The sequence below is a fragment of the Pantoea sp. sgz302252 genome, assembly GCF_042610525.1.
Lineage (GTDB): Bacteria > Pseudomonadota > Gammaproteobacteria > Enterobacterales > Enterobacteriaceae > Erwinia.
Window position 1 is genome coordinate 110120 of record NZ_JBHDVM010000001.1, and the last position, 13152, is coordinate 123271.

The 13152-nt window shown below is 54.2% G+C and carries 12 protein-coding genes; all 12 read left to right on the plus strand.

Going from position 1 to position 13152, the window contains the following annotated elements; genetic code table 11:
- Positions 1 to 74 precede the first annotated feature (74 nt).
- The 12 genes from ycgZ (at position 75) to ACETPC_RS00465 (ending at position 12964) form a co-directional block, all read left to right on the plus strand.
- Complete coding sequence (gene ycgZ, locus ACETPC_RS00410) at positions 75 to 323, plus strand: regulatory protein YcgZ (RefSeq protein ID WP_380177535.1); 249 nt, start codon at positions 75 to 77, stop codon at positions 321 to 323.
- A 137-nt stretch (positions 324 to 460) separates the two neighbouring features.
- Positions 461 to 712 (plus strand): hypothetical protein, encoded by a 252-nt coding sequence (locus tag ACETPC_RS00415; protein ID WP_380177537.1) that lies wholly within the window; start codon positions 461 to 463, stop codon positions 710 to 712.
- Positions 713 to 872: 160 nt separating this feature from the next.
- On the plus strand, positions 873 to 2045 hold the full coding sequence (locus ACETPC_RS00420) for an HD-GYP domain-containing protein (protein WP_380177539.1): 1173 nt from the start codon (positions 873 to 875) through the stop codon (positions 2043 to 2045).
- A 435-nt stretch (positions 2046 to 2480) separates the two neighbouring features.
- Positions 2481 to 3284, plus strand: coding sequence for a trehalose-phosphatase (otsB, locus tag ACETPC_RS00425; RefSeq protein WP_380177541.1), 804 nt, complete (start codon positions 2481 to 2483; stop codon positions 3282 to 3284).
- Positions 3259 to 4689 (plus strand): alpha,alpha-trehalose-phosphate synthase, encoded by a 1431-nt coding sequence (gene otsA / locus ACETPC_RS00430; RefSeq protein WP_380177543.1) that lies wholly within the window; start codon positions 3259 to 3261, stop codon positions 4687 to 4689. The genes otsB and otsA overlap by 26 nt, the downstream gene beginning before the upstream one ends.
- Positions 4690 to 5605: 916 nt before the next feature.
- Positions 5606 to 5959, plus strand: coding sequence for a flagellar transcriptional regulator FlhD (gene flhD, locus ACETPC_RS00435; RefSeq protein ID WP_380177545.1), 354 nt, complete (start codon positions 5606 to 5608; stop codon positions 5957 to 5959).
- Complete coding sequence (flhC, locus tag ACETPC_RS00440; protein WP_380177547.1) at positions 5959 to 6537, plus strand: flagellar transcriptional regulator FlhC; 579 nt, start codon at positions 5959 to 5961, stop codon at positions 6535 to 6537. Before flhD ends, flhC begins: the two co-directional genes overlap by 1 nt.
- Positions 6538 to 6664: 127 nt before the next feature.
- Entirely contained in the window at positions 6665 to 7543 is an 879-nt protein-coding gene (gene motA / locus ACETPC_RS00445; protein ID WP_380177550.1) for a flagellar motor stator protein MotA, read from the plus strand.
- The gene (gene motB / locus ACETPC_RS00450; RefSeq protein WP_380177552.1) at positions 7540 to 8565 is read left to right on the plus strand and encodes a flagellar motor protein MotB; all 1026 of its coding nucleotides are present in this window, start codon (positions 7540 to 7542) and stop codon (positions 8563 to 8565) included. Before motA ends, motB begins: the two co-directional genes overlap by 4 nt.
- 10 nt (positions 8566 to 8575) lie before the next feature.
- Entirely contained in the window at positions 8576 to 10573 is a 1998-nt protein-coding gene (gene cheA, locus ACETPC_RS00455) for a chemotaxis protein CheA (protein ID WP_380178816.1), read from the plus strand.
- A 22-nt stretch (positions 10574 to 10595) separates the two neighbouring features.
- Positions 10596 to 11093: a chemotaxis protein CheW gene (gene cheW / locus ACETPC_RS00460; protein ID WP_380177554.1), complete on the plus strand. Its 498-nt coding sequence runs from the start codon at positions 10596 to 10598 to the stop codon at positions 11091 to 11093.
- 209 nt (positions 11094 to 11302) lie between these two features.
- A complete protein-coding gene (locus ACETPC_RS00465) occupies positions 11303 to 12964 on the plus strand; it encodes a methyl-accepting chemotaxis protein (protein ID WP_380177556.1) in 1662 nt (553 codons plus the stop codon).
- Positions 12965 to 13152: the final 188 nt, after the last annotated feature.

A 13152-nucleotide genomic window follows, 5' to 3' on the forward strand; every position in this document is an offset into this window, starting at 1 on the left:
ATTTAGAAATCTGTACAGGGTAGAATATTTATCCCCCCTTCGGGCATTTTTTCACCTGCTTAAGAGGATCCATTATGCGTCAGGACAGTATCAACACACCAACAGCGGACATTAGCCTTTACTTCAACACGCAAGATGCCGCTGTGCCTTCGCACCAGGAAACGCTGGGTCAGGTAGTGATGGAAGTTCTGAAATCCGGCATAACGGTTAACCGCCAGTCCATCTGCGCCAGATTGCTAAGCCGCCTGGCTGAGATCAAGCAGCCCGAGCTGGAAAAGCATCACCATGAGCTTATTGCCCTGCTGTTCGGCCGCGAAGTCTGATCAAACCCGTTGACGTTTTTGCTATGCCCGCTGTTCGTTCGGCCTGCTTTATCTTTTCGCGTCGGCTAAGGTATCCAGTCCTGGCCGTCGCGAAAAGCGAGCCCCATGGCATGTAATACACAGCCAGAGAAGCCTCCATGGATCATCGCCAATCTGAAAAATTAAAGGAAATCATGCTGGGAGACGCAACCCTTGCGATCCTGGAACAGCAGCGTCCTTTGAATCCCGCTTCCCTTATTCAGGAACTCCGCGCGCTGGCTGCCCGTCAGACCGACGAAGCCCGCCGTAAAGCCTGCCTTGCTGCGATCAGAGAAATCCGTAGCGCCCAAATGAATTCGGGCGACGGGATGACGCGCCGATCTGCCAATGACGATAACGTGATCCACTAGTCTTTTCTTGCTCACAGCCTGAGCCTTCCCGACCTTACCTGCCAGAATGTAAATTAACAGTAAAAATACAAATTACCGTCCGCAAACGCTGAAGGTTTTTTCAGCGTAGCCGATACCTGTGCTGAATGGAGGAAAAGGCAGGAGGGGCAGGAGAGGCGGAATGATAATAAGAATTCAGACACACGAGTTACGTATCGGCATGTACGTGCACAAGCTGGAGGTTTTCTGGCTCAAGCACCCGCTGGTTCGTAACCACATGTTGCTTACCACGCAGCAGCAAATAGACGTTATCGCGGAAAGCGGCATTAAAGAAGTCTGGATCGATTGCGAAAAGGGGCGCGGGCCGGATCGGGCGGATCCGCTTCATGAACAGCAGTCGCTGCCGCAGACTACCGGCATGCACGAAGAGATTGCCCAGGCGCAGGCGATTTGCCTGCACGCTAAAGGCCAGGTGATGAGCATGTTCAGCGATGCGCGCCTCGGCAAAACTATCGATACCGGCAGCACGCTGCCATTGGTTGACGAGATCGGCGGTTCGCTTAGCCGCCATCCGGCAGCACTGCTCAGCGTAGTGCGGTTAAAAACTCATGACGACTATACCTACCTACACTCTGTAGCCGTTTGCGCACTGATGGTGTCGCTTGCCCGCCAGCTTAACCTTGACGATGAACAAACGCGCCTGGCCGGCACGGCAGGGCTGCTCCACGATGTCGGCAAAGCAGGGATCTCGCTGGAAATTTTAAATAAACCCGGCAAGCTGACGGATGAAGAGTTCGATGTGATGAAACTGCATCCGGTACTGGGCGAAGATCTGCTGCGCCGCAGCGGCGGCGAGGCGGCAGTGCTCGACGTGGCGCTGCACCATCACGAAAAAGTCAACGGCAGCGGCTATCCGCACGGCCTGAAGGGCAATGACATCTCTCAGCTGGCGCGGATGGCGGCGATTTGCGACGTTTACGACGCCGTGACTTCCAACCGGCCTTATAAAGCGGGCTGGAATCCGGCCAGCGCTATGCACCAGATGGCGAGCTGGGAAGGGCATTTTGACCGAAAAATTTTCTACGCGTTTGTTAAGGCTGTCGGCATCTATCCGGTGGGATCCATTGTGCGTCTGGCCTCCGGGCGTGTGGCCGTAGTAATTGAACCCGGTGAAGGTTCGCTGTTACTTCCCAAAGTTTGCGTCTTCTATTCGCTTTCGGCTAACCATATGCTGCGACCGGAAGTCGTCGATCTGGCCGATCGCTACTGTTGGGATAGCATTGCCGGGCCGGAAGAAGCGGACACCTGGAGCCATTACAATCTGAACACGCTATGGATGTCGCCCGTTGCCTGACGGGCTCTGCCGCTAAAATTAACATTTCAATACCATCTCTCCTGTTTTTTCCAAAATTTTCACAATTTCGTATTACTCCTGGGGTTTTTTCCCTGTTTATTTGCCATGTTAAAGGCGTAACGCAAGGCCTGGTGGCGCTAACGCGTCTGGCAGAGCTGTTATCAGTGACTATACTCAATGCTGATGTTGTTACCTGTGTGGCAACGAGGTGAGACAGACTGCACGTGGCGTGCAGAGATTATGCAAAAGGAAACGGCACCGAATACCCCTCTTACGCATCCTCTTTCTCATCCCGGCGACCTGTCGTCGCGCCACACCTGAAAATTTTTTCCTCGTGCGTTGTGGGCAAAGCAGACCGCGCGTCTGTTCCCGCCAACGTTGCTCAGTTAGCTGACCAACGAATCGCCGTGGCACACATAATCAGGAGGAATCGTTGTGAATACGCTGGAGTCCGTACCTCCTTTAGTCCCCGAGGGACGCTACGCTTTTTTCTTCGACGTGGACGGTACGCTGGCAGCTATCCAGTCCCGCCCGGAAGAAGTCTTTATCCCTGCTGCGGCAAAAGCCGCGCTTTCTCGCCTGGCGCAGCTAAGCGACGGCGCGCTGGCGTTGGTGTCAGGGCGCCCGGCACGTGAGCTGGACGAGCTGGTTGCGCCTTTGCGCTTTCCGCTGGCTGGCGTGCACGGTGCAGAGCGCCGCGATGCAGCTGGCCATACCGAACGCCTTACTCTGCCAGAGGACGTTTCCGCCTCGCTTGCCACGCTGCTGAGCGAAGCCGTGGCGAAAATGCCGGACACCCAACTGGAAACCAAAGGCATGGCCTTTGCGCTGCACTACCGCCGTGCACCGCACTATGAGCAAGAGATTTTGGCGCTGGCCCAGGCCATGACAGAACGCTTTCCCATGCTGGCGCTTCAGCCAGGAAAGTGTGTTGTGGAGCTGAAACCAAAAGGCGTCAGTAAAGGAGCCGCCATTGCCGCTTTTATGCAGCAGGCTCCTTTCGCCGGCAGAACGCCGGTATTTTTAGGTGATGATTTGACCGACGAGGCAGGTTTTACCGCGGTCAATGCCCTGGACGGCATCGCAATCAAGATCGGTGAAGGCGACACTGAGGCAGGCTATCGCCTGGCCAACGTCGACGCTGTTTACCACTGGCTTGAGCAAACATTATTAAAATTAGAGCAAGACGATAAGTCATTGAGGAGTCAAGGTTATGAGTCGCTTAGTAGTCGTATCTAACCGTATCGCCGTACCGGACGGTTCTAAAACCAGCGCGGGCGGACTGACCGTTGGCATTATGGACGCGCTGAAAACCACCGGCGGCCTGTGGTTTGGCTGGAACGGTGATATCAATGAAATAGGTGAAGAAGATAAAGAGATGGATCTGTTCGAAAAGGACAACGTCACCTACGCCTCTTTTGGCCTGAATCAGAACGATTATGACCTTTACTACCTGCAGTTTTCCAATGCGGTAGTCTGGCCAGCTTTCCACTACCGTCTTGACCTGGTCAACTTCCAGCGCGAGGCCTGGGAAGGCTATTGCAACGTCAATACCATGCTGGCAAAACGCCTGCTGCCGCTGATCGAGCCGGACGATATCCTGTGGATCCACGATTATCACCTGCTGCCATTCGCCGCCGCACTGCGCGAACTGGGCGTGAAAAACCGTATCGGTTTCTTCCTGCATATTCCTTTCCCGACGCCGGAAATTTTCAATGCGCTGCCGCCGCATAACGAACTGCTGGAAATGCTGTGCGATTACGATCTGCTGGGCTTCCAGACGGAAAGCGACCGCGTGGCCTTCCTTGAATGCCTGTCGCTGCTGACGCAGGTGCAAAGCAAGGGCAAAACGCATCTCGCCTTTGGCAACCAGTTCGCCACCCAAGTCTATCCAATAGGCATCGAGCCGGACAGCATCAAAGAGATGGCCGAAGGGCCGCTGCCGCCGAAAATGGCCGCCATGAAGCGCGACCTTGGCGATGCCAAAAATATTATCGCCTGCGAGCGTCTGGATTACTCGAAAGGCCTGCCGGAACGTTTCCTGGCCTATGAAGCGCTGCTGGAAAACTTCCCGGAACATCGCGGTAAAATCCGTTATTCACAGATTGCGCCAACTTCACGGGGCGATGTGCAGGCTTACCAGGATATCCGTCACCAGCTGGAAACTGAAGCCGGACGCATTAACGGTAAATATGGCACCCTGGGCTGGACGCCGCTCTATTACCTGAATCAGCACTTCGATCGCCGTCTGCTGATGAAAATCTTCCGCCTTACCGATGTTGGTCTGGTTACGCCGCTGCGCGATGGTATGAACCTGGTTGCGAAAGAATACGTTGCTGCTCAAAACCCGGAGAATCCTGGCGTACTGGTGCTGTCACGCTTTGCAGGCGCGGCTAATGAGCTGACTTCTGCGCTTATCGTCAACCCTTACGATCGTGACGAGGTGGCTGCCGCGCTGAACCAGGCGCTGACCATGCCGTTAAATGAGCGTATATCACGCTACAACGACATGATGGCGGTACTGCGTAAGAACGACATTACCCAGTGGCGCCAGTCCTATATTAAAGATTTACAGTCTTTACCGGTACGTAGCGAAGCACAGGGAGAGGCCGGCAAAGTGGCCAGCTTTCCTCGTCTAGCATAAGTCATGCCAGGCGAAAAAGGGGCGAGGTAAAATCGCCCCTTTTTTTTGCCATTTTTAACCACGGCCGGGCCAGAACTGGCTAATAAAGGGCCAGATAAAAGAAAAAACTGCATTTTCACTAAAGAAAACAAAGCTGCTGCCGATACTTACCCCGTAAGGTTAAAATTCCTGCATAAACATTCATAGCGCTAATGTCACCTCCAGTTACATCTGTTGGCATGCCCTAAACACAAGCCCGGCGCGGCTTACAGCACCTAAACACTTCCTGTCATAAAGCTGCAGTAACTTACTTTTCGCTGATTATACCCTCTGCCGATAGTCACCTGGCGTGATTGCGTTTTACACTCCGTTAACACGTCTTAATTGGATTTTAATCCTGAATTTTCCTCTTTTAGTGAAATTTTTATCCGCATTAGTTCATAAACACACCATCTCGCCATTCAATCGCCGTAAAAGGAACCATTTTCGGCGGTAAATGATCCCGTAACGTTAAAATTTAACAAAATGGGCCGAATTTGCTTAGTTAGTGAACTAATCAACAACATTTCTGAAGGATATTTTAGTTAAATAAGCCCCAAAAGTGTGACGCAGATCACACTTTATCTAAAATTTCAGCTGGCCTCCGTTGTATCCGGAAATTAGAGCAGATAAAGTTGCGTTGTTTTCGGAATAGTCCTAAGTAAGGGCGGTTTTAAGTCAGGGAAAAGTACAGGGAAGCAGACGAAAACAAGGGAGCAGCAACCGGCAAAATGAGTTAATGACTACTTTCTGCAGGCCGCTTTCAGGGCCGCCTGGAGCTTCGCGAACGTTTGGCTTCTGCCACTTAATTTTTTGCCACAATAAGATTTACCAGCAGCAACAAAGGTAGCGGCGCAATCCGCCAACGTTTAAGTCGTGTCAGTCAGGACGGAAGAAAATGGGTACATCAGAATTACTAAAACACATTTACGACATCAACTTGTCTTATTTATTACTTGCTCAACGCCTTATTAACCAGGAAAAAGCCTCCGCCATGTTTCGTCTGGGTATCGACGAGCAGATGGCCGACGCGCTCGCTCAGTTAACGCTGCCGGAAATGGTCAAACTGGCCGAGACCAACCAGCTGGTATGTCAGTTCCGCTTTACTGACCACAATACAATTAATCGCCTGACTCAGGAATCGCGCGTGGACGATTTGCAGCAAATCCACACCGGCATTTTATTATCCAGCCGTTTATTGCGTGATGCTTCTGCCAAGAATGACGAACTGCCGAAAAAGAGGGCGAGTTAATGAGCGAAAAAAGTATTGTTCAGGAAGCGCGTGATATTCAGCTGGCAATCGAATTAATTACGCTGGGCGCTCGTCTGCAAATGTTAGAAAGCGAAACGCAGCTTAGCCGCGGCCGCTTAATTAAACTTTATAAAGAACTGCGCGGCAGCCCGCCGCCAAAAGGCATGCTGCCTTTTTCCACCGACTGGTTTATGACCTGGGAGCAGAACATTCACTCTTCGATGTTCTGCAACGCCTGGCAGTTTTTACTCAAAAGCGGTTTGAGCAGCGGCGTGGATGCGGTAATTAAAGCCTACCGCCTCTACCTGGAGCAATGCCCGCAACAGGACGAAGGCCCGCTGTTGGCGCTGACCCGCGCCTGGACCTTAGTCCGGTTTGTTGAGAGCGGAATGCTGGAGCTTTCCGACTGCAAATGCTGCGGCGGCAGCTTTATCAACCATGCGCACCAGCCGGTCGGCAGCTTTGTTTGTAGCCTGTGCCAGCCGCCTTCTCGCGCGGTAAAAAGACGTAAACTTATCGCAGATCCTGCCGATAACATTTCACAACTGCTGGATGAACAGGTTAAACAAGCCGTTTAATGTTCGCCACGTGGAGTGAATCCAGCAGCGGTTAAATACCGCTGCTTTTTTTTTGCCCACGGGTCGGAAAACCTGACCTAATCCGGTTCATCTTCAACCCACGCGTCGCCAGACGTAAGGATTTATTGTGTTAGTTATTTTGGGGTATATCCTGGTTGTCGGGTCGGTGTTGGGCGGCTACGTAATGGTAGGCGGACATCTGGGCGCGCTTTATCAACCTTCCGAGCTGTTAATTATCGGCGGCGCGGGCATTGGCGCATTTATTGTCGGCAATAACGGTAAAGCAATTAAAGCGACATTAAAAGCGCTGCCGCTGTTAATGAAAGGCTCAAAGTACAATAAAGCGGTTTATATGGATCTGATGGCGCTGCTTTATCGCCTGATGGCCAAATCGCGCCAGCAGGGCATGCTCTCGCTGGAAAGCGATATTGAAAGTCCGCAGGAAAGTGAAATTTTCGCTAATTACCCGCGCATCCTTGCCGATAAAAGACTGGTGGACTTTATCACCGATTATCTGCGACTGATGGTGAGCGGCAATATGAACGCGTTTGAAATCGAAGCCCTGATGGACGAAGAGATTGAAACCTACGAGCACGAGTGCGAAGTGCCGGCGACGGCGATCGGCACCGTGGGCGACTCTTTGCCCGCGTTCGGTATCGTGGCGGCGGTAATGGGCGTGGTGCATACGCTGGCTTCGGCAGACCGTCCGCCAGCCGAGCTGGGCGAGCTGATTGCACATGCGATGGTGGGAACCTTCCTTGGGATCCTGCTGGCCTACGGCTTTATCTCTCCGCTGGCGGGTCTTCTGCGGCAGAAATGCTCTGAGTCCACCAAGATGATGCAGTGCATCAAGGTTACGTTGCTTTCCAGCCTGAATGGCTATGCGCCGCAGATCGCCGTCGAGTTTGGCCGTAAAACGCTTTACTCCACCGAGCGCCCATCTTTTACCGAGCTGGAAGAACACGTTCGCAACGCTAAAGCACCAGCGAAAGGGCAGGACGCATGAAGAACGACAATCACCCCATTATCCTGGTTAAAAAGAAAAAGCATTCCGGGCATGCTGGCGGCCATGGCTCCTGGAAAATTGCCTACGCCGACTTTATGACCGCAATGATGGCCTTTTTTATGGTGATGTGGCTGATTGCGATCGCCAAGCCTCAGGAATTGGCCGGTATTGCCGATTACTTTAAAACGCCGCTGCGGGTAGCTATCACCGGCGGCACTAAATCCAGTGAAAGCACTAGCGTGATCCCTGGCGGCGGTATGGATCCGTCGCAGCAAAAAGGCGAGGTACACAAGGTTGTCGATATTGACGCCGAGAAGCGCAAGCTGGATGACATCCGCTTAAACCGTCTGCGCGAAAAGCTGGATCAGCTGATTGAAGCCGATCCGCGACTGAAAGCGCTGCGTCCGCATCTGATCATCAACATGGTGGAAGAGGGACTGCGCATTCAGATTATCGACAGTCAGAACCGGCCGATGTTTAAAACCGGCAGCGCGGAAGTTGAGCCCTATATGCGCGACATTCTGCGGGCCATTGCGCCGATCCTGAACGATATTCCAAACAGGATCAGCCTGGCGGGCCATACCGACGATATTCAGTACGCTACCGGCCTGCGCGGCTACAGCAACTGGGAGCTCTCGGCCGATCGCGCCAACGCCTCGCGCCGGGAACTGATTATCGGTGGCCTGGCAAGTGACAAAATGCTGCGCGTGGTGGGCATGGCCGACACCATGAAGCTGAAAAACCGTGGCGGTGACGACGCCGTTAACCGCCGCATCAGTTTGCTGGTGTTGAATCACGACACCGAAGCGCAGATTGAGAAAGAAAACTCGGAAAGCGACGCGGTACAGGTCAGCGACAGCGAACCCGCTGCGCTACAGAAAATCGTGGCGCCGTCCGTTCCGGGCGACGCCGCCAAAAAACCAGACCCGGCCGAGTCGGTAAGCGGACAGGCAGCACCAACTTTAACACCAGCATCGCCTGTGCCAGCGGCCCAGACCGATCGCAACTCACAGCAGAGGTGATACCGTGAGCATGGATATCAGCGATTTTTATCAAACGTTTTTCGATGAGGCCGACGAACTGCTGGCCGACATGGAACAACACCTGTTGGGGTTAGACCCGCAGGAACCAGATGCGGAACAGCTTAACGCTATCTTCCGCGCGGCCCACTCAATCAAAGGCGGCGCGGGAACTTTTGGTTTCACTGTTTTACAGGAAACCACGCATATTCTGGAAAATATTCTCGACGGCGCGCGTCGCGGCGAAATGCAGCTGAGCACGCCTATCATCAACCTGTTTTTGGAAACCAAAGATATTATGCAGGAACAGCTGGATGCCTATAAAACCGCGACGGAGCCCGACGCTGCGACCTTCGAATATATCTGTCAGGCGCTGCGTCAGCTGGCGCTGGAAGCCAAAGGCGAAAGCGCGCCGGTCACGGCTGCGCCCGTAGCGGCGGTGCCGGCTGCTGCGCCTGCGGCGGCTGGCCTGCGTATGGCGCTGGTTAACCTGAAACCCAACGAAGTCCCGCTAATGCTGGAAGAGCTGGGCAACCTGGGTACGGTTTCCGAGGTAATCAAAGGCGAGACCTCTGTAGAGGTGACGCTGGATTCTTCCGTAGGCCAGGACGATATCGTCGCCGTGCTCTGCTTTGTGATTGAAGAGTCGCAGATCAAATTCCTGGACGCCGCTTCAGCACCGGTTGCCGTGGCGGAAGCGCCAGAGCCAGCACCAGTGGCGGAAGAAGCCCCTGCGCCAGCACCGCAGCCCGTTGCCGTGGTGAGCGAAGCCGCACCAGCTAAACGCGAAGCCGCTAAAAAACCAGCGGCGGCCAAGGCCAGCGAATCTACCAGCATCCGCGTAGCGGTAGAAAAGGTCGATCAGCTGATCAACCTGGTCGGCGAGCTGGTGATTACCCAGTCAATGCTGGCGCAGCGCTCTAATGAGCTGGATCCGGTAGCGCATGGCGACCTGCTGAACAGCATGGGCCAGCTGGAGCGTAACGCTCGCGATCTACAGGAATCGGTGATGTCCATCCGTATGATGCCGATGGAATATGTCTTTAGCCGCTTCCCGCGCCTGGTGCGCGATCTGGCAAGCAAGCTGGGCAAAGAAGTTGAACTGACGCTGTTGGGCAGCTCCACCGAGCTGGACAAAAGCCTGATCGAACGCATTATCGATCCGTTAACGCACCTGGTGCGTAACAGCCTCGACCACGGTATCGAATCGCCGGAAAAACGCGTGGCGGCTGGCAAATCCGGCGTCGGCAACCTGACGCTCTCCGCAGAGCACCAGGGCGGCAATATCTGTATCGAAGTGATCGATGACGGCGCAGGTCTCAACCGCGAACGTATTCTGGCGAAAGCGCTCTCTTCCGGTTTGCCGGTGAACGACGCGATGAGCGATGAAGAAGTGGGCATGCTGATTTTCGCGCCGGGCTTCTCCACTGCCGAGCAGGTTACCGATGTTTCCGGGCGCGGCGTAGGCATGGACGTGGTGAAACGTAACATCCAGGAGATGGGCGGCCACGTAGAAATCGCCTCTAAACAGGGCAGGGGCACCACTATCCGTATCCTGCTGCCGCTGACGCTGGCGATCCTGGACGGCATGTCCGTTCGCGTTGCCGACGAAGTCTTTATCCTGCCGCTGAACGCGGTGATGGAATCTCTGCAGCCGCTGGCTGACGATCTGCATCCGCTGGCCGGTGGCGAGCGCGTGCTGGAAGTACGCGGTGAATACCTGCCGCTGGTTGAGCTGTGGAACGTCTTTGACGTGCAGGGCGCGAAAACCGAGGCAACACAGGGCATCGTGGTGATCCTGCAAAGCGCGGGCAAACGCTATGCGCTGCTGGTTGACCAGCTGATTGGCCAGCACCAGGTGGTGGTCAAAAACCTTGAAAGCAACTATCGCAAAGTGCCGGGCATCTCGGCAGCGACCATCCTGGGTGATGGCAGCGTGGCGCTGATTGTCGACGTATCGGCTCTGCAGTCTCTTAACCGTGAAAAGCGTGTGGCGGGAGCCGCAGCCTGATTTTAACCTTAAAGGTAGAACTATGACTGGAATGGCAAATGTCACCAAACTCGCTGGCGAAACCGTAGGCCAGGAGTTCCTGGTATTTACGCTGGGTGACGAAGAATACGGCATCGATATTTTAAAAGTGCAGGAAATTCGCGGTTACGATCAGGTTACGCGTATTGCCAATACGCCCGCTTTTATTAAAGGCGTAACCAATCTGCGCGGCGTGATTGTGCCTATTATCGACCTACGCATTAAATTCGCGCAGCCGGATGTAGACTATAACGATAATACCGTTGTTATCGTGCTGAACCTCGAACAGCGTGTAGTAGGTATCGTGGTTGATGGCGTTTCTGACGTGCTGTCGCTGACTACCGACCAGATTCGTCCTTCTCCGGAATTCGCGGTAACTATGTCTACCGAGTACCTGACCGGCTTGGGCGCACTGGGCGAACGCATGCTGATCCTGGTGGATATCGAAAAACTGCTGAACAGCGACGAAATGGCGCTGGTGGATACGCTGCGCAGCGCGTAATAGCCGGGCAAAATTAAATAATAAAACACCCTGTTGGTATTTAACCGGCAGGGTTTTTTTATGAACTGAATTACTTTACGCAGCAGAGATAATTAATTTACTTATTAAAGTATCACTTTAATAAAACAGTTCCCGCAACGCATAAAGTTCCAAAATATAACGCCGATAGATCGGATGTTGAACCATTTTACTTCTACCAAGGGTACCCTATGTTTAAACGCATTAAGGTCGTCACCAGCCTGCTGTTAGTGCTGCTGGTATTCGGCTCGCTCCAGCTGCTTGCCGGCGGTCTGTTTATCGGCGCGCTGACCAGCGATAAAACTAACTTCTCCATCGCTCAGACTTCCAGCCAGAACGTCTCGGCGTTTACCGATGCCTGGGTGTCGCTGAACCAGACCCGTATCACTATCAACCGCGGCATGCTGCGTCTGCAAAGCGAAACCGCCAACAGCATCAACAGCGCCTCGCTGACTGAAATCAGCAACCAGGGTAAAAGCCTGCTGGCCAGCGCCGACAAATCTTATGCGCGCTACCAGTCCATTCCTAATACCAAAGGCATGGATCCGGCTATCACTGCACAGCTGGAAAAAAACTACGAAATCTATTCTAAAGCGCTGGGCCAGATGCTGACGCTGATGGAAAACCGCCAGCTGACCGATATGTTCAAGCTGAACATCGAACAGAAGCAGAACGAAATGCAGGACGCCTATGCTAACTGGCGTAGCGCGCAGGACGTGCTGACCGCGAAAGGCGTTGCTGACAATGAAAGCGCCTACAGCAAAATGCTGTGGGTCATTGGCGCGGTAATGGCACTGGTTGTAGCGCTGATCGCGTTGTGCTGGGTCGGTCTGCGTTCCGTGCTGATCAAGCCGCTGCAGGAAAATATTACCCATATCAGCCATATCGCTAATGGCGACCTGACGCACGATATCCTGGTGGAAGGCCGCAACGAGATGGCCCAGTTAGCTAATAGCCTGAAAGAGATGCAGCAGGCGCTGGTACGCACGGTAAGCGACGTGCGCGACGGCTCTGATGCTATTTATACCGGCGCGTCTGAAATTGCCGCAGGCAACAACGATCTTTCTGCCCGTACCGAAGAGCAGGCCGCTTCGCTTGAAGAAACAGCTGCGAGCATGGAGCAGTTGACCGCTACCGTGAAGCAAAACGCCGAAAACGCCCGTCAGGCTTCGCAGCTGGCGCTGAGCGCCTCTGAAACCGCGCAGAAAGGCGGCAAAGTGGTGGACGGCGTGGTGAAAACCATGAGCGACATCGCGGGCAGCTCGAAGAAAATCGCTGATATCACCAGCGTGATTGACGGCATCGCCTTCCAGACCAATATCCTGGCGCTGAACGCAGCGGTAGAAGCTGCGCGTGCAGGCGAGCAGGGCCGTGGCTTTGCCGTGGTAGCTGGTGAAGTACGTAACCTGGCGCAGCGTAGCGCCCAGGCCGCGAAAGAAATTAAAGGCCTGATTGAAGACTCTGTCGCTCGCGTAGACAGCGGCTCCGTACTGGTTGGTACCGCCGGTGAAACCATGACCGATATCGTTAACGCCGTAACTCGCGTAACCGACATCATGGGCGAAATCGCTTCTGCTTCTGACGAACAGAGCCGCGGCATCGACCAGGTTGGTACCGCAGTAACCGAGATGGATCGCGTCACGCAGCAAAACGCCTCGCTGGTGGAAGAGTCCGCAACCGCCGCCGCCGCGCTGGAAGCTCAGGCAAGCCGCCTGACCCAGGCCGTCGCCGTATTCCGCGTTCGCAAAGATCAGGGCGTTCGCGCCGCTGCTCCGGCACCGCGCGCGCTGAAGCCTGCGCCGCGTAAAGCCGCTGCTCCAGCCGCCGACGAAGGCAACTGGGAAACGTTTTAAGTAAAAGGGCGATATAAATTCGCCTCCAGATTACTGAACCTGAAGCGATGGAGGGCCTGTGGCTGGAGCAAAGCATTACGGGCCATGGAAGGCCCGTACTGAGCTGCCACGGATGGCGTTTTTTGCGTCTTTGCGGAAGACACAGGCCCTCCTGAGCTGGCACCTTACTTTGTCATAAACCTCAGAGC

Bases quoted from the DNA above. Each gene is read 5' to 3' on its own strand.
- ycgZ (WP_380177535.1), top strand. From the start codon at position 75: ATGCGTCAGGACAGTATCAACACACCAACAGCGGACATTAGCCTTTAC.
- ACETPC_RS00415 (WP_380177537.1), top strand. From the start codon at position 461: ATGGATCATCGCCAATCTGAAAAATTAAAGGAAATCATGCTGGGAGAC.
- ACETPC_RS00420 (WP_380177539.1), top strand. From the start codon at position 873: ATGATAATAAGAATTCAGACACACGAGTTACGTATCGGCATGTACGTG.
- otsA (WP_380177543.1), top strand. From the start codon at position 3,259: ATGAGTCGCTTAGTAGTCGTATCTAACCGTATCGCCGTACCGGACGGT.
- flhD (WP_380177545.1), top strand. From the start codon at position 5,606: ATGGGTACATCAGAATTACTAAAACACATTTACGACATCAACTTGTCT.
- flhC (WP_380177547.1), top strand. From the start codon at position 5,959: ATGAGCGAAAAAAGTATTGTTCAGGAAGCGCGTGATATTCAGCTGGCA.
- motB (WP_380177552.1), top strand. From the start codon at position 7,540: ATGAAGAACGACAATCACCCCATTATCCTGGTTAAAAAGAAAAAGCAT.
- cheA (WP_380178816.1), top strand. From the start codon at position 8,576: ATGGATATCAGCGATTTTTATCAAACGTTTTTCGATGAGGCCGACGAA.
- cheW (WP_380177554.1), top strand. From the start codon at position 10,596: ATGACTGGAATGGCAAATGTCACCAAACTCGCTGGCGAAACCGTAGGC.
- ACETPC_RS00465 (WP_380177556.1), top strand. From the start codon at position 11,303: ATGTTTAAACGCATTAAGGTCGTCACCAGCCTGCTGTTAGTGCTGCTG.